Annotated in this window: 10 protein-coding genes and 1 pseudogene; 3 read left to right on the top strand and 8 right to left on the bottom strand. The window is 74.6% G+C overall.

All coding sequences use genetic code 11. From position 1 onward, the window contains the following. Positions 1–64: 64 nt before the first annotated feature. Complete coding sequence (locus K8U61_RS12275) at positions 65–595, bottom strand: hypothetical protein (RefSeq protein WP_224123311.1); 531 nt, start codon at positions 593–595, stop codon at positions 65–67. Positions 596–708: 113 nt separating this feature from the next. Between K8U61_RS12275 and K8U61_RS25480 the strand changes: the two genes are divergently transcribed. Further along, entirely contained in the window at positions 709–2,199 is a 1,491-nt protein-coding gene (locus K8U61_RS25480) for a CYTH and CHAD domain-containing protein (RefSeq protein ID WP_224123312.1), read from the top strand. Here K8U61_RS25480 and K8U61_RS12285 read toward each other — a convergent pair. Together K8U61_RS12285 and K8U61_RS12290 are read right to left on the bottom strand one after the other, a co-directional pair. After that, on the bottom strand, positions 2,124–3,524 hold the full coding sequence (locus tag K8U61_RS12285) for a metallopeptidase TldD-related protein (RefSeq protein ID WP_224123313.1): 1,401 nt from the start codon (positions 3,522–3,524) through the stop codon (positions 2,124–2,126). The genes K8U61_RS25480 and K8U61_RS12285 overlap by 76 nt on opposite strands. Next, entirely contained in the window at positions 3,524–5,059 is a 1,536-nt protein-coding gene (locus tag K8U61_RS12290; protein ID WP_224123314.1) for a TldD/PmbA family protein, read from the bottom strand. The genes K8U61_RS12285 and K8U61_RS12290 overlap by 1 nt, the downstream gene beginning before the upstream one ends. A gap of 74 nt (positions 5,060–5,133) precedes the next feature. Here K8U61_RS12290 and K8U61_RS12295 point away from each other — a divergent pair, with 74 nt between their 5' ends. Beyond that, a complete protein-coding gene (locus K8U61_RS12295) occupies positions 5,134–5,613 on the top strand; it encodes a pyridoxamine 5'-phosphate oxidase family protein (protein ID WP_224123315.1) in 480 nt (159 codons plus the stop codon). An 8-nt stretch (positions 5,614–5,621) separates the two neighbouring features. Here the strand turns inward: K8U61_RS12295 and K8U61_RS12300 are convergent, their stop codons facing one another. From K8U61_RS12300 to K8U61_RS25485, 3 genes are read right to left on the bottom strand one after another with little or no spacing between them, the layout of a single operon-like run. Beyond that, a complete protein-coding gene (locus tag K8U61_RS12300) occupies positions 5,622–6,383 on the bottom strand; it encodes a class I SAM-dependent methyltransferase (protein ID WP_224123316.1) in 762 nt (253 codons plus the stop codon). 25 nt (positions 6,384–6,408) lie between these two features. Beyond that, the gene (locus tag K8U61_RS12305; protein WP_224123317.1) at positions 6,409–9,057 is read right to left on the bottom strand and encodes an AAA family ATPase; all 2,649 of its coding nucleotides are present in this window, start codon (positions 9,055–9,057) and stop codon (positions 6,409–6,411) included. Positions 9,058–9,061: 4 nt separating this feature from the next. Continuing rightward, positions 9,062–10,243 carry an exonuclease SbcCD subunit D gene (locus K8U61_RS25485; protein WP_224123318.1) on the bottom strand — a complete coding sequence of 394 codons (1,182 nt, stop codon included), beginning with the start codon at positions 10,241–10,243 and terminating at the stop codon, positions 9,062–9,064. Positions 10,244–12,323: 2,080 nt separating this feature from the next. Here K8U61_RS25485 and K8U61_RS25630 point away from each other — a divergent pair. Further along, positions 12,324–12,821: pseudogene (locus K8U61_RS25630) on the top strand (SCO7613 C-terminal domain-containing membrane protein); the annotation flags it as partial. Between the two features lie 66 nt (positions 12,822–12,887). On the opposite strand, the gene K8U61_RS12315 reads toward K8U61_RS25630, so the two are convergent. Then, positions 12,888–13,724 carry a formate dehydrogenase accessory sulfurtransferase FdhD gene (locus tag K8U61_RS12315; RefSeq protein WP_224123365.1) on the bottom strand — a complete coding sequence of 279 codons (837 nt, stop codon included), beginning with the start codon at positions 13,722–13,724 and terminating at the stop codon, positions 12,888–12,890. After that, positions 13,721–16,165, bottom strand: coding sequence for an aminopeptidase N (gene pepN, locus K8U61_RS12320; RefSeq protein WP_224123319.1), 2,445 nt, complete (start codon positions 16,163–16,165; stop codon positions 13,721–13,723). The genes K8U61_RS12315 and pepN overlap by 4 nt, the downstream gene beginning before the upstream one ends. Between the last annotated feature and the right edge of the window lie 84 nt (positions 16,166–16,249).

Consider the following 16,249-nt stretch of genomic DNA (forward strand, 5'->3'; position numbering starts at 1 on the left):
TCGGCCGTTGCAACGCCTGAGAAGTGACGGGATCCCCTGAGAAGTCGCCCGCCGGCGCGGCGTCTCACTCCACCGGCGTCCGCGTCACGGTGAGCCGGTAGCGGAAGGACTCCGAGCAGTCGAGCTTCACCGCGCGGTCCTTCCAGTGGAAGGCGACGTTCGTGTCGAGGCCGCGCTGGGTGCCGGTGGACTCGATGGTCTGGCCGGCGTCCTCGAGGACCTCGTGGACGTGCTTCCTGGTCCCGTCGAGCCGGGCCAGGCCCTTCACGACCGCGCGCGACCCGTCGAGACGGACCCGGGTGCGGACCTGGTCGTGGGTGACGATCGAGGCGTCCTGCCAGCGCTCGGCGGCGTACGCGCCGTCGTCGATGACGACCTGGACGTGGTTGCCGTGCAGCGAGTTCTCGTAGACCTCGGCGTAGACGTGCTTGCCGCGCCACTCGCCGCCGCAGCTGATGGCGACGCCCTTCTCATGGGTCGTGGTCGAGTCGGTGCTGGTGTGGTCCGTGGTGGCGGCCCGCGCCGTGCTCCCCAGCCCGATGAGGCTCGAGGTCGCGACGACGGCCAGGACGCCAGTGATGAGCTGGTTCCGCATGACGTGCATTCCTTGTCTGGTGGAGGGATCGAACGCGGGGGATACGCACGGCGGTCCGGTCCGGTTGCATTGGATCTGCGGGAACGTTCACGTTCGTCCGCTAGACAGGTCTCGTGAGGCCGCACCACGAGATCGAGACGACCTTCGCGCCCGGGGAGGACGCCACGGTCCCGGACCTGACCGTCGTCGACGGGGTGGACGAGGTCCGCGACGCGGGCACCGTCCTCCTCGAGGCCGTCTACCACGACACCCCGGACCTGCGGTTGGAGCGCGCCGGGGTGAGCCTGCGTCGCCGCACCGGCGGCGAGGACGAGGGCTGGCACCTCAAGGTCCCGGCCGGGACCGGGCGCGACGAGTACGCCCGTCCCCTCGACGACGCGTCGACCCCGCCGCGGTCGCTGAGCGACCTCGCGCTCGGCTGGACGCGGGGCGCCGCGCTGGGGCCGGTCGCGACGATCACCACCGAGCGCCGGCGCCTGCACCTGCTCGGGCCCGAGGGCGACGTGCTCGCCGAGCTGGCCGACGACCGGGTCCGCGCCGACCGCGAGGCCTGGCGGGAGTGGGAGGTCGAGCTCGTCCTCGGTGACGCCGACCTGCTCGCCGCAGTCGCGGCCGAGCTCGCCGACCGGGGCGTTCGGCGCGCGGCCGTGACCCGCAAGATCGAGCGCGCCCTCGGCAGTGCGGTGCCGGTCCCGCCCAGGCTGCGCAAGCCGAAGCGTGACCGGCCGGTCGCACGGCTCGTCCACCGGCGGCTCGCCGAGCAGGTCGACGCGCTGGCCCGCGAGGACGTCGGCGCCCGGCTCGCGCGGGACGAGGCGGTGCACCAGGTGCGAGTCGCGTCCCGCCGACTGCGTGCGCTGCTCGGAACCTTCGGTCCGGTGCTCGAGCACGCGGCCACCGAACCGGTGCGGGTCGAGCTGCACTGGCTCGCCGGGGCGCTGGGCTCCGCCCGCGACGGGGCGGTCGTGCACGAGCGGCTACGCGCGCTGGTCGCCCAGGAGCCCGAGGACCGGCTGCACGGCCCGGTCCTCGAGCGGCTCCGGACGACCTACGCCGACCGCGGCAAGGACGAGCTGCGCTCCGTGCTCACCTCCGAGCGCTACCTGTCCCTGCGTGGGCGCCTCGAGCGGCTGGCCGCGGACCCGCCCTGGACCGAGGCCGCCGACGCGCCGGCCCGCGACGTGGTCCCCGGCCTCCTGCGCCAGGAGGTCCGCCGCTTCCGCAAGCGGCAGCGCGTCGCGTCCCGTGAGGGGTCGGGCCCGCACGAGCTGCACGACGTGCGCAAGGCCGCGAAGCGGCTCCGTTACGCGGCGGAGGCGGTGGAGCCCGTCGCCGGGAGGGCTGCGCACCGGCTGGCCGACGACGCCCAGCGGATCGCCTCGCACCTCGGCGACCTCCAGGACGCCGCGGTCACCATCACCGAGCTCCGTGCGCTCGCCCTCGCGGCGGAACGTGCTGGCGAGCCGAGCTTCACCTACGGCGTGCTCCTGGCGCGCGAGGAGGCGCGCGCGGCCCGCCTCGAGTCGGACTACTGGGCCTGGGACACGCTCGACATGTTGAAGTCGGGCACCAGGAGCGCGGGCATCGCGGTACGGGAGAAGTAGTCGTCGCCCCACTCGCGGCTGAACGCCGGCCCGGTCGCCGAGGCGTCCGTGAACCGGTTGAGGATGTCGATCGGGCTCTCGTTGAAGCGGTAGTTGTTGACCGCGCCCGTGATCTCGCCGCCCTCGACGAGGTAGACGCCGTCGCGGGTGAGCCCGGTGAGCAGGAGGGTCTGCGGGTCGACCTCGCGGATGTACCAGAGGCAGGTGACCAGCAGCCCGCGCTCGGTGCGGGCGACGAGGTCGTCGACGCCGCCGGTCGCGCCGTCGACGTCGAGCACGAGGTTGTCGATCGCGGGAGTGACCGGCTGGCCGGTCATCGCTGCGGAGTGGCGGGTCTGCAGCAGCGACGTCAGCTCGCCGCCACGGATCCAGTCGGTGCTGGTCAGCGGCAGTCCGTTGTCGAAGACCGACGACTCGTTGCCCGAGCGGGTCGCGACCTCGAAGGGCGAGCACTCCAGGCCGGGGTACGCCGGGTCGGAGTAGAGCCGCACGCTCGGCCGCGCGATCCGCTGGCCGATGCGGGTGCCGCCGCCGCGCTGGCTGTAGACCGACTGCCCCTCGTGGGCGGTGCGCGCGCCGGCGTACCAGTAGGCGTCGATCATCAGGTCGGCCATCGCGATCGGCGGCAGGATCGTGTCGTAGCGCCCGGCGGGCAGGTCGATGCGGCGCTCGGCCCACGCCAGCCGACGGGCGAGCTCGTCGTCGAGGGCCAGCGGGTCGACGTCGGAGAAGTCGCGGGTCGCGGCACCCACCCAGGCGCTGCGGGTCAGGTCGGCGGACTTGCCGGTGACCCCGACGTGGCCGGTCGGCTGCACGTGCCGCAGCCGGACGCCGGTCGAGGAGCCGAGGTAGGTCGTGGTCATCTCGTGGTTGACGAAGCCGTAGAGCACCCGGCCGGCCCCGCGGGCGCGACCGAACGCCTCGCCGAGCGCGGGTGCGACTGCGTCGTACACGTGGACGTCGGTCGGGACCGGCGGCTCGTCCCAGTCGGGGGAGACGGCGTCGCGGGCCAGCGGGTTGGCGTCCTCGGCCGGGTCGGCGTCGCGGGCGGCGGCGTCGGCCGCCTCGACCAGCGCGCTCAGCCCGTCGAGGGTGGTGACCGATCCGGTCATCGACCCGGTCGCGACCTTGTCGCCGGAGCCGACGAACGAGACGACCGTGACGTCGACGCCGGCCATCACGCCGTTGGTGGTCAAGGTGTTGTTGGCCCAACGGAGGTTGGCGCTGGTGTGGTCGCGGACCAGGACGATGCAGTCGTCGGCGCGGCTGGTCGCCAGGGCGTGCTCGACGAACGCCTGCGGCGTGGCCGGGGTCGTGGTGGTCATCAGTGGGCCGCCTCGTCGGTGGTGTTGAGGATCCGCACGCCGCGGAAGAGCGCGGTCGGGCAGCCGTGGCTGACGGCCGCGACCTGCCCGGGCTGGGCCTTGCCGCAGTTGAACGCGCCGCCGAGCACCCACGTGTCGGGGCCGCCCACCGCCTCCATCGAGCGCCAGAAGTCCGTCGTCGTCGCCTGGTACGCCGCGTCGCGGACCTGGCCGGCCAGCTCGCCGTCGACGATCTTGTAGAAGCGCTGCCCGGTGAACTGGAAGTTGAATCGCTGCATGTCGATCGACCACGACTTGTCGCCCACGACGTAGAGGCCGCGCTCGACCCGGCCGATCAGCTCCTCGGTCGACGGGCCGTCGGCAGCCGGCTGGAGCGAGACGTTGGCCATCCGTTGGATGGGGATGTGGCCGGGGGAGTCGGCGTAGGCGCAGCCGTTGGACCGGCCTGTCCCATCAGGTCCAGGATTGAGGTCGGGGTGCATGAGGCCCATCGCCCGGTCGAGCTGGTAGCCGACGAACGTGCCGTCGCGGACCAGGTCCCACTGCTGGCACTCGACGCCCTCGTCGTCGTACCCGATCGTCGCGAGGCCGTGCTCGACGGTGCGGTCGCCGGTGACGTTCATGACCGGGGAGCCGTACTGCAGGTTGCCGATCAGGTCCGGCGTCGCGAAGGACGTGCCAGCGTAGTTGGCCTCGTAGCCCAGTGCACGATCGAGCTCGGTGGCGTGCCCGATCGACTCGTGGATGGTGAGCCAGAGGTTGGAGGGATGGATGACGAGGTCGTGGGTGCCGGCCTCGACGCCCGGCGCCTTGAGCTTCTCCGCGAGCAGCTCGGGGACCTGCTCGATCTCGCCGTCCCAGTCCCAGCTGTGCTCGCCGCCGGTGAGGTACTCCCAGCCGCGGCCGACCGGCGGAGCGATGCTGGCCATCGAGTCGAAGGTGTCGGCGCCCGCGCCCATCGCCTCGAACCCCGGCTGGAGCCGGACCCGCTGCTGGGTGGTGCGGGTGCCGGTGAGATCGGCGTAGTACTTGTTCTCGAAGACCTGGAGCAGGAACGCCGACGCGTGGTCGACGGCCGCGCCCTCGCACAGCCGGTTGGTCCAGTCGATGAGCAGCGCGGCCTTCTCGGCGGTGGGCACCGACAGGGGGTCGATCTCGTACGACGAGATCCACTCGGCGTCGGCGTGCACGGGCTCCGGTGCCAGCTCGACCGGCGCGGTGGTCATCTCGGCGGCCACCCGGGCGACCGCGACGGCGGTCTCGGCGACCCGGGCCGCCTCGTCGGGGGTCAGGACGACGCCGGCGGCGAAGCCCCATGCGCCGCCGTGCAGCACCCGGACCGCGAAGCCGAGGTCCTCGGTGTCCGACGCCCCCTGCAGGACGCCGTCACGGACGGCGAGCTCCTGGTAGCGCACCCGCTCGAAGCGGAAGTCGGCGTGCGTCGCGCCGAGCTCCTGCGCCCGCGCGAGCGCGACGTCGCCGAGGTGGCGGTGGGGAAGTGCGGTGAACGACGGATCCAGCACGCGAGCGCCCATGTGGTCGAACCTACCGAACGTCCCCGCCGGGGATCAGCCCGATTAGCCCGCGGCGCTCCGGGTACGGCGTCGTCATGACCGCCGACGACGCGACCGACCACAAGCTGCTCGAGGTGATCGGTGAGATCCCGATCGCGATGATGACGACGTACGGGCCCGATGGGGCGCGCAGCGTGCCGATGGCGCGCCAGGAGGTCGATCCGTCCGCCGAGCTGTGGTTCATCACCGCGCGCGACACGGCGCACGTCCGCGCGATCGGCGCGGATCCCACCGTGACCCTCACCTTCTCCGCGCGCGACAAGTGGGCGGCGGCGTACGGCCGCGCGAGCGTGGTGGATGACGAGGCGAAGCTGAAGGAGCTGTGGACGACCTTCGCCGAGGCGTGGCTCCCGGGAGGACCCGAGGACCCGAACGCGACCCTGATCCGCGTGGACCTGCAGTCCGGCGAGTACTGGGACACGCCCGGGGGCACGGTCGCGTCGCTGATCAGCTTCGCCAAGACCAAGCTGACCGGCGACACGTACGACGCCGAGCACGGCTCGACCCAGCTCTAGGTCGTCGCTCAGGCGCGTCCGACCGCGCACCACGCGGTGCCGCTGATCGTGATCGGGCCGTCCCCGAGCAGCCGGCGCGCGGTGGCCGCCAGGCGCTCTCGGCCGGCGTCGTCGAGCGACGCGACGTAGTCGCCGGCAGGGCCGACCCCCCAGGTGTAGGGCTCCCACCACTCCTCGAAGGTCGCGTGCGGCAGGTGGACCGTGAGCGCCAGCTGCCGGACGTCGGCCAGCCCCGCCTCGCGGAAGATGGCGACGAGGTCGCCGCTGCGCTGCCCGGCCAGTCCGGACTCGTCGTACGCACCGGGATCGAACTCGGTGACCACCCGCCAGAAGGGGGACAGCGGTCCCGATCCGCCGGAGGCGTGGTCCCAGGCGGTGGCGGCGACCGGAGCGCCGGGCCGGGCGACCCGGGCCATCTCGCGGAGCCCGGCGACGGCGTCGGACATGAACGGGACGACGAGCTGGGCGAGGACGACGTCGAAGGAGTCGTCGTCGAACGGCAGCTGCTCCGCCGGCGCCTGACGGACGTCGACGCCGGGGAGTCGCTCGCGGGCGGCGGCGACGAAGGGTGGCGACGGGTCCGCGGCGGCGACGTGGTCGGCGCCGAGGAGCTCGACCAGGTGGCGGGTGAGGACACCGGGTCCGCAGCCGACGTCGAGCGCGCGGTCACCGGGCTCGGGTCCCACGGCGGCGAGGAGCTCGGGCGCCAGCAGGGTGGAGTAGCGGCCCATGAACCGGTCGTAAGCGTCGGCGGCCACGTCGAAGGCCATGCGCTGACGCTACCGCCGGTGGGCGTCAGCGGTCGATGGTCACGGTCGACCCGGTCCGCGACTTGGCGACCAGCAGCTGGGTGGGGATCCGGTCGCGCATCTCGGCAACGTGGCTGACCACCCCGACCACGCGACCGCCGTCGCGCAGCGAGTCGAGGGTGTCCATCACGTCGTCGAGGGTGTCGGCGTCGAGCGCCCCGAAGCCCTCGTCGACGAAGAGCGTGTCGAGGTCGGCGCCGCCGGCCTCCTGGGTGACGACGTCGGCGAGGCCGAGCGCGAGCGCGAGGGAGACCACGAAGGTCTCGCCGCCCGACAGGGTCGCCGGGTCGCGGGCCTCGCCGGACCAGTCGTCGCGGACCACGAGGCTGAGCCCGCCACGGGTCTCGCCGGCACCCCGGCGGCCGGTGTGCTCGAGGGTGTAGCGGCGGTCGCTCATCCGGTCGAGGCGCTCGTTGGCGGCCGCGACGACCTGGGCGAGCCGGTAGGCGAGGACGTAGGCCGAGAGGCGCATCTGCAGGCGGTTGTCGGCCGACTTGCCCTCCACGAAGGACGAGAGCCGGGTGAGCACGTCGAGCTCGTCGCGCAGCGGGCGCCAGGCGGCGACGGCCGTGTCGAGGTCGCCGACCAGGCGGGTCATCCGGTCGGCGCGCACGGTCCAGGTCGACTCGTCCGCGCGCGCCCGGCCGAGGTCGTGGAGCGCCTGCTGGTGGGCCGCGGTCAGGGCAGGGAGGTCCGGCCGCTCGGCCGCCGCGGCCTCGTCGGCGCCCGGCTCGGCGAGGACGGCGGCGACGGCGGCCAGCCGGCGGTCGTGCTCGGCGGCGCGCTGGGCGAGGGCGTCGTAGGCACGCTGGTCGAGGGCGGCCGACAGCGCGGTCTGGACGTCGTCGAGCCCCGCCTCGAGGGTGGCCAGGGTGAGCGCCTGCTCGGCGTCGGCGAGGGCCGCCTCGGTGGCCGCGAGCCGGTCGAGGGCGGCGATCCCGCCCCGAGCCGTGCGCTCGGCCTCCTGGATCTCCTCGAGCCGCTGCTCGTCGTAGTCCGCCAGCTCCTCGCGCAACGCCGCGGCCTCGAGGCCGAGCGCGTCGAGCCGGGCCGCGACGGCGCCCGTCTCGGTGGCGATCTCGGGCGGCACGGTGTCGACGCGCTCGACCGCGGTGGCCAGTGCGGTGCGCAGCTCGCGGACCTGGCCGTCGCGGGCGAACTCGGTCGCGGCGGCGTCGTCGGCGGCCTTCTGGGCGGTCTTCTCGGCCGCCTCGTCGGGGGCGTCGTGCGGCGCCACGGCCTTGTGGGGGTGGTCGCAGGAGCCGCAGACGGGACAGGACCCGCCGACGACCAGGGCGGAGGCGATCTCGGCGGCCATGCCGTTGACCCGCTGCTCGCGCAGGCCGATGGCGCGCTCGCGCAGGTCGAGCGTCTGCCGGCGGGCGACGGCGTGCGCCTCCTCGGCGGTGGCGAGCCGGGCGGTCAGGTCGACCACCAGCTCCCGCGCCGCGAGCTGGGCGCGGGCTGCGGCGTCGGTCAGCTCGAGGGAGCGGGCCTCGAGCCGCTCGGTCTCCGCGGCGACGGCCGTCAGGCGTCGGGCCCGTGGCTCCAGCGCGCGGATGCGGGCGGCGGCGTCGACCGACGCGGCCACCGCGCGCTCGAGCGACTCGCGGACGAGCCCCTCCGCCGCGCCCTCGGCCGCGCTGTGGGCCCGGCTCGCTGTGACGGCGACCCGGTGGAGCGGCACCACGCCGGCCGCCCGGCGAGCGGCGTCGAGGCGACGGAGGCCCTCCGCGTGGTCGTCCTCGGCCGCGGCGAGTCGCTCCCGCTCGGCGGCGGCAGCGTCGACCCGGGCGCGGCGGTCCTGGAGCGCCCGGGCCCGGTCGAGCTCGGTCCGGGCCGTGGTCTCGAGATCGGCGGCAGCGGCGGCGACCGTGGCGACGTCGGCACGTCGAGCGGTCGCGGTGTCGAGCAGCTCGCGGGCCCAGGCATCGGGTGCCGGCCCATCGGGGGCGTCGGGCGCGGTGGCGCCGGTGGTCTCGCTGACCCGGCTGACGAGGTCGGCGACGGTCTCGCGGGCGTCCTCGGCGCGGCGCCGGAGGTCGAGGCGCCGGTCGCGCAGCCACTTCTCGACGTCCTCGAACCGGCCGGTGCGGAAGAGCTGCTGGAGCAGCCGGTGACGCTCCTCCGAGCGCGCGCGCAGGAACGCCTGGAAGCGACCCTGGGGGAGCATCGCGACCTGGGTGAACTGGGCGACGTTCATGCCGAGCAGCCGGGACACGAGGTGGCCCGTCTCGTCGAGCCGCGTCGACAGCGTCACCCACTCGCGGTTGACCCGCTCGGCGATGGTCACCGACGCCTGCTCGGTGGTGGTGCCCTCGCCGCGCTTCTTGGGCCGCTCCCACGCCGGCGTGCGGACGATCCGGAAGCGCCGGCCCGAGAGGGTCGCCTCGAGCTCGACCTCGGGGCGGACCCCGGGGGCGGCGAGGTCGGAGCGCAGCCGCTTGGCGGCGTTGCGGTCGCCGGGGACGTCGCCGTAGAGCGCGAAGCAGACGGCGTCGAGCACGCTGGTCTTGCCCGCCCCGGTGGGCCCGGACAGCAGGAACAGCCCGGCGGTCGAGAGCTGGTCGAAGTCGACGTCGATGGTGCCGGCGAAGGGCCCGAACGCGGTCGCCCGGAGGCGGTGCAGCCTCATCGGCTCACCACAGCCCGTCCGTGCCGGCCGCCGAGACGAGCACGTCCGCCTCAGGGTCCTCGCAGCAGGCCTCCGTGGCCGCCTGGAGGAGGGCAGCCTCGGCGTCGCTCGCGGGCGCACCGCGCAGCTCGGCCACGAAGTCGAGCGCGATGGCGTGGTCGGAGCGACCCTGCGGGCGCGCGGCGGGCACGGCGTGGGCCGAGGCGCCGGCCGGCTCGAACGCGATGACCAGCGTGTGCGGGAAGCGGGCCCGCAGCCGCTCCATCGCCTGCAGCGGACGCACCGGGTCGGTGAGCGTGGCCTGGACCCAGGCAGCCTCGTGACGTCGGAGCGTCGGGTCGGCGAGCAGCTCGTCGACGGTGCCGCGGAGTCGGGCGAGCCGGCGTGGGACCGGGGCCTCGACGAACTCGGCGGCGCTCAGGCCGTCGGCGCCGAGCTCGACCAGCCAGGAGCCCTTGACCTGGTCGACCTCGGAGAAGGAGTAGGCGATGGGGGAGCCGGAGTAGCGCACCGACTCGGTGAGGGTGTGCCGCCCGTGGAGGTGGCCGAGGGCGGTGTAGTCGACGCCGCTGAAGGTGGAGGTCGGGACCAGCGAGACGCCACCGACGCTGATGTCGCGCTCGGACTCGCTGGGCTGCGCGCCGGCGACGAAGGCGTGGGCGAGCACCACCGACCGGGTGCCACGGGCCCGAGTGGCGTGGTCGGCGCGCACCCGGCGCATGGCTTCGTCCAGCGCGGCCTCGTGGGACCGGGCGGGCAGCCGCCAGGGCTCGCGGACCGCGTCGGGGTCGAGGTAGGGCAGTCCGTAGACGGCCACGTCGCCGTGCTCGTCGGGGAGCACGACAGGGGTCCCGACGCCGGCCGCGTCGGTGCGGATGAAGACGCCGGCCGCGTCGATCAGGCGGGAGCTGAAGCCGAGCCGCTGGGCCGAGTCGTGGTTGCCCGAGGTGATGACGACCCGGGCGCGGCTCGCGGCCAGCCGGGCGAGGGTCTCGTCGGCGAGCCGCACCGCGTCGACCTGCGGCAGCGCGCGGTCGTAGACGTCGCCCGCGACCACGACGAGGTCCACCCGCTCCCGCTCGACGACCTCGAGGAGGTGGTCGACGTACGCAGCCTGGTGCCCCAGCATGCCCTCGCGGTGGAAGGACCGCCCGAGGTGCCAGTCGGAGGTGTGGAGGATGCGCACACCGCAACGCTAGGAGGCGGCGCCGACACTGCCCGGCACCCCACGCCGGGACCGGCGGATCCGGGTTTGAGTACGCGTACGCATGTGGGCAGGCGCGCCGCGCGCCGAGACTCGCGGCATGCCTGCCGCGACCGAGCTCCCGAGCCCCCGATTCGCCGACCCGGACCGTTGCCCCGACTGCCGGCACCGGCTGCCCGACGACGACCGCACCCGGTGCGGCTCCTGCGGACTCCCGCTCCTGGGCCAGGCCGCCGCCGACCTTTTCGCCACCCTCCAGGGTGCCGATCGTCTGCTGGCCCAGCTGCGGCGCCAGGAGCTCGCCCCGGCCCGCGAGTGGGCGCCGCCGTACCCCGTCACCTCGACGCCTCCGTCACCCCCGTCGCTGCCTCCGACCGCCCGGCGTACGCCGGCGGCGTCCCCCGCTCCCGGCGTCGCCTGGACGGTGCCCGGGGTGCTGCTCGCGCTCGGCGCCCTCTGCCTCCTCGTCGGCGCCGTCGTCTTCCTCGCCGTGACCTGGGCGCTGCTGGGCGTCGGCGGACGCACCGCCGTCCTCGTCGTCCTCACCGCCCTGGCCGCTGCGGTCACCGGGCTCACCGCCCGTCGCGGGCTGCGCGGCGCCGCCGAGGCACTGGCCGTCGTGACCGGCGCCTTCCTGGCACTCGACGTCGCCGGCGCCGTCAACGCCGGCTGGTTCGGCAGCCCCGACCTGCTCACCGCGACCCTCGTCGGGTCACTCGCGGTCGCGACCGCCCTGGCCGCGGGGAACCAGCTCCTCTCCACCACGGCGACCGGCCGGCTCGTCGCACCGCAGGTGCTCGCCGCCGCCGGCGCGGTGACGGCCACCCTGGCGGCCCTGGGCCGGTTCGACGGCCACCTGACCACCACGGCGGTGGTCGAGGTCGTCGCGCTGCTCGGCCTGGCCGCGCTGGTGCGGGTCAGCCAGCCGGGGCTGGCCGGCGGGCTCGCCGGCGCCGCGTCGGTCGCCTGGGTCTCGCTGCTGCTCGACGGCACCGCGCAGCTGGGGCAGCACCTCGACGACGGGACCCTCCCAGTGCCGTGGGCCGTCGTCGCGCCGTACCTCGGCGCCGCCCTCCTGACCGCCCTCCTCGTCGCCGTGCCCCTGCCGATCGCTGTCCGCCAGGTCGCCCTCGTCGTCAGCTGCGGCCTGGTCGGGCTCGCGGCCGCCCCGGCGCTCGTGAGCTCCCCGGACGGGCTGGTGCTCGTCACGACGGGTGGCACCGTCGCCTGCACGATCCTGGCCGCGGCCAGCCCGTGGCGGTGGGCGCGGCAGGCGCTCGGCGTCTCGGCGGTCGGGTACGCCGCCGTCGGGGTGCTCCCGCCCTTCCTCACGGTCGTCGGTCTCGCCTCGGCCCTGATGCAGGAGCTCTCGAACCAGCGGCTCTTCCCGACGGGTGTGCTCGCGACCGCGGACCCCGAGCTCGACGGCTTCGTGGTCGGTTCCGGCTGGACGATCCCGGTCGCGGCCGGCTGCGTCGGCCTGGCGGTCGCCGGCCTGTGGCCGCGGACTCCCCGGCCGTGGACGACGGTCCTGGCGGCGCTGCCGGTCGCCGGGCTGACCCTCCTCTGCTACCTCCCGTCGCTGCTGCTCGCCGTCGTCCTGTGCGTCGGCCTGGCGACGCTGCACCTCGTCGCGGTCCGTCGTGGCGGCACCTGGTGGGGCGCCGAGGTCGATCTGCTCGCCGCGTCGGGCTGGGCCCTGCTCGGCGGCTGGCTCGCGACCTACCACCCGGCGCCGGCGTTCGCGGTCGTCGCGGCGTACGTCGTGGTCGCGACCGTAGGCGCTCTCCGGGGCTCGCGGGTGCTGGCGGCCGCGGGCCCGGTGCTGGTCGCGGCCGCGATGGCCGCCCTGGGGTGGCTGGCGGACTGGGCACCGGACCGGGTCGCCTTCGCGGCCGTCGCCGTCGTCTGCGCGCACGGCCTGGCCGTCGGGGTGGTCGGGCGGCTGCGGCGTACGGCGGACGCACCCGTGCGGCTCTGCGGCTACGCCGTGGCACTGCCGACGGCGCTCCTCGCCGGCCTGGTCAGCTCCTCGGGCGACGCCGATGCCAGCGTCGACCGGATGGTGGCCACTTTGGTGATCACCGGCGGCGCGACCGCCGCGGTCGCGATCCTCGAGCGCCGCCGCGAGGCGGCCTGGCTCGCAGCGGGTCTCCAGCTCGGTGCGCTCTGGCTGCGGCTGGTCGAGACCGACGTGGCGACGGCCGAGGCCTACTCGCTGCCGCTGGCCGGGGTGCTCCTGGCGTTCGGTGCCTGGACCCTGTGGCGCGACCCGGAGACCGGCTCGATGGCGACGTTGCTCCCCGGCCTCGGGGCGGCCTTCGTCCCGACCCTGGTGCTCGCGGCCGGCCATCCGGTCAGCCCGAGGGCACTGCTCCTCGCTGCCGGCTGCGCCGTGGCGATCACGTGGGGTGCCGGGTGGCGGCTGCGCGCGCCGCTGGCCGCCGGTGCGGTCACCGGTGCGGCGCTGGCCGTCGTCGAGCTGGCGCCGTACCACGACGCCGTCCCGCGCTGGCTCGTCCTCGGCACGGCCGGCCTGGTCCTGCTGGGCGCCGGCGTGCGCTGGGAGGCCCTCGCCACCCCCGGGCGAACACCGGACAGACCGGGTCCGTCAATAAGCCGACGGTCAGCAGTAGCGCACGCAGCGGTCGCCGCGGACGAAGCCGTAGAGCGCCAGGCCGGCGCGTTCGGCCAGCTGCACGGACAGCGACGTGGGGGCGCCGACGGCGACGAGGGAGCCGGTGCCGACGGCGACGGCCTTCTGGACGAGCTCGAAGCCGGCGCGGCCGCTGACCACCAGGCAGGCGTCGGCGGGGGAGGAGCCGGTGAGGACCCGGGCGCCGGTGACCTTGTCGACGGCGTTGTGCCGGCCGACGTCCTCGCGGACCACCAGCAGCTCGCCGTCCGCGGTGGCGAGGCCGGCCGCGTGGACGCCGCCGGTGCGGGCGAAGACCGACTGCTGCTCGCGGAGCAGGTCCGGCAGCGAGCGCACCACCTCGGGGGAGGGCAAGGGCCCGGACCAGGTCTCGACGGCGGTCGGCGTCTCCAGGGCCGCGTCGACGCTGTCCTTGCCGCAGACCCCGCACGCCGACGAGCCCGCCGAGAGGCCCGTGTGCCGGTGTCCCGGGTCGCGCGCCGGGGGAGCGGCCAGGGTCACCGTGACGACGTTGAACTCCTGCAGCGGGGTGAGGTCCGCGTCCGTGCAGTAGGCGACGCCCGCGATCCGGTCGGGCGTGGCGAGCCCCTCGTGCACCAGCCACCCGGCCGCGAGCTCGAAGTCGTGGCCCGGCGTCCGCATCGTCACCCACACCCGGCGCGCGGGCGCGCCCGGCCACGCGAGCCGGATCTCCAGCGGTTCCTCGGTCGCGAGCCGGTCCTCGTGATGACGCTCGCCGTCGCCGGTGAGCTCGTGCACGCGGGTCCGGACCGTGGGCCCGGGACGGCGCGCACGCTCGAGCGTCATGACAGCGGGTAGGTCGCGCGGATCGCCAGCCGGCGGGACAGCTCGTCGGCCTCGTCGGCCAGCCGCCGACGTACGGCGGGGTCGAGCGACTCGTCGGCGGCCAGCCCGCGGGCGCGGGCGAGCGTGTCCTCGGAGAGCGAGGTGAGCGGGAAGAAGAACGTCGTCGCGTCGGCGAGCACCCAGCCGCTGCGGACCGCGACGGTCGCGGGCAGCTCGTCGAAGTAGCGGGCCACGTAGGGCTCGGTCAGCTCCTCCTGGCCGCCCCGCCACATGCCGACGCCGGCGGCCTCGAGCTCGTAGTTGGGGACGTCGAGGTCGCCGGTGAAGACCGACCAGGCGTGCGCCTTCGCCTCCTCGGTCGGCAGCGCCACCAGTGCGCGCATGTGCTGCACCCGGGACACGGCGGTCGGCTCGGCGTCCAGCGCCGCCAGCAGCTCCTGCGAGTCCGTCGCGCCGAGGCCGGCGAGCCGCACCAGGATCCGCCAGCGCAGGTCGAGGTCCAGGTCGATGCCGTCCGGCGTGGCGGCCAGCCAACCACGCAGCTCGGCGGGGTCGGTGGCCGTCGCGATCGCCATCCGGAAGCCGGACAGCTGGAACTCCGAGCCGGCCGGCAGCGCCGCCATCTTCGTCAGTGCCGCGACGTGGATCCGCTCCAGCGAGCCGGCCGGCGCGAGCGGGACCACGTCGCGCAGCAGCCAGGCGCCGAGCCGGCGGTTGGTGTCCTCGGTCGACTCGACCGGCGGGCTCGCGACGACCAGGTCGACCACGTCGGCCGGGGCGATCGCGACGTCGTGGAAGGCGCTGCGGACGTTGTTCCAGATGCCGGCGCGCAGCGCCTCGTCCTTCACGTCGGGCAGCAGCGTCTTCAGCTGGGTGACCGTCTCGGCGTCGGGACGCACGAGCGCCCAGGTGTCCTCGTAGGGGTCGAGCACGACCGCATCGCCGTCGACCTCGAACGGCGTCTCCGGTCCGGTCACGGTGATCGAGCGGGTGTCCCACGCGCCGTCGGTGGCGACCGAGACCCGGAAGGTGTGGGAGCGGTCGGCGGGGTGCGCCGCGGGCGGCGTACGACGGACGACGCCGGCCTCGCGGTCGAGCACGAGCGTGTCGGCGCCGGCGGTGCGCAGCCAGTTGTCGGTGAAGGACGAGAGGTCCGCCGCACCGGCGCGCTCCCACGAGCCGAAGAGGTCGTGCATGGTGGCGTTGCCGAAGCGGTGCCGGGTGAAGTGGTCGACCACGCCGGCGAGGAAGACGTCGTCGCCGAGCGAGGCGTTGAGCTGCTTCAGCACGCTCGAGCCCTTGGCGTAGGAGATGCCGTCGAAGTCCTGGAGCGCGGCGCTCGCGTCGACCGCGCCGTTGCCGGCGACCGGGTGGGTGGTCGGGGCCATGTCGGCGACCAGGCCCCACTGCCGGCGCGCGTAGGCGTTCTCGACCCACGCGTCGGAGTACTCGGTGACGTCGGCGGTCACCCGGTTGCCCATGTACTCGGCGAAGGACTCGTTGAGCCACAGGTCGTCCCACCACTGCGGCGTGACGAGGTTGCCGAACCACTGGTGCGCCATCTCGTGCGCCACCGTCGTCGCCCGCTGGATCCGCATGCCGCGGGTCACCCGGCTGGTGAAGACCAGCGGGTCGCGGAAGGTCACGCACCCGGGGTTCTCCATCGCGCCGGCGTTGAACTCCGGCACGAACGCCTGGTCGTACTTGCCGAACGGGTAGCGGATCCCGAAGAGCCGGTGGAACTCGTCGAAGCACTGCTTGGTCATCGTGAAGAGCTCGTCGGCGTCCGCGTCGAGCGCGCCCGCGATGCTCGCGCGGGACAGCAGGCCGAGCGGGATGCCGTCGTGCTCCTCGCTGATCACGTGGTAGGGCCCCGCGACCAGGGTGACGAAGTAGGTCGACAGCGGTTGGCTGCGCTCGAACTCCCACTGCCCGGGCTCGGGGCTGCTGCCCGGCGCGTTGGCGACGACGGTCCAGCTCTCGGGGGCGCGCACGTGGAGGGTGTACGGCGCCTTGAGGTCGGGCTGGTCGAAGCAGGCGAACACCGACGGGGCGGCGTCCATGAACATCATCCCGTAGACGTAGCTCTGCCCGTCGGCCGGATCGAGGCTGCGGTGCAGGCCCTCGCCGTCGTTGCGGAAGGGCATCACGGCGTCGACGACGAGCTCGTTGTCGCCGGCCACGGTATGGATCGGGAGCCGCCCGCGGTCGAGCAGGTCGACGTCGACCGCGGAGCCGTTGAGCCGGACCTCGTGCACGCTGATCGGCTTGAGGTCCACCCAGGTCGGCCCACCGGCGCTGTGGAAGCGGATGGTCGTCACCGACCCGAAGGTGTGGTCGTCGGCGGCCAGGTCGAGCCGGACGTCGTACTCCTGGACCTCGAGGAGGGCGCGGCGGGCGACCGCCTCGGTGCGCTGGAGGCTCTGGTGGGGGCTGCTCACGCGGCAACACTATGTCGCGACTCGGTAACGGTGAGTGCGGGGATGCCACGGCGGCGGGCGCGCTCCCATACTCTCTGCGCGGCG

It is taken from the genome of Nocardioides mangrovi (assembly GCF_020073815.1).
GTDB lineage: Bacteria > Actinomycetota > Actinomycetes > Propionibacteriales > Nocardioidaceae > Nocardioides > Nocardioides mangrovi.

Excerpts from the sequence above, each read along its gene's own strand:
- K8U61_RS12275 (WP_224123311.1), bottom strand. The coding sequence starts at position 595 with ATGCGGAACCAGCTCATCACTGGCGTCCTGGCCGTCGTCGCGACCTCG.
- K8U61_RS12285 (WP_224123313.1), bottom strand. The coding sequence starts at position 3,524 with ATGACCACCACGACCCCGGCCACGCCGCAGGCGTTCGTCGAGCACGCC.
- K8U61_RS12315 (WP_224123365.1), bottom strand. The coding sequence starts at position 13,724 with ATGACGCTCGAGCGTGCGCGCCGTCCCGGGCCCACGGTCCGGACCCGC.
- K8U61_RS12290 (WP_224123314.1), bottom strand. The coding sequence starts at position 5,059 with ATGGGCGCTCGCGTGCTGGATCCGTCGTTCACCGCACTTCCCCACCGC.
- K8U61_RS12300 (WP_224123316.1), bottom strand. The coding sequence starts at position 6,383 with ATGGCCTTCGACGTGGCCGCCGACGCTTACGACCGGTTCATGGGCCGC.
- K8U61_RS12305 (WP_224123317.1), bottom strand. The coding sequence starts at position 9,057 with ATGAGGCTGCACCGCCTCCGGGCGACCGCGTTCGGGCCCTTCGCCGGC.
- K8U61_RS12295 (WP_224123315.1), top strand. The coding sequence starts at position 5,134 with ATGACCGCCGACGACGCGACCGACCACAAGCTGCTCGAGGTGATCGGT.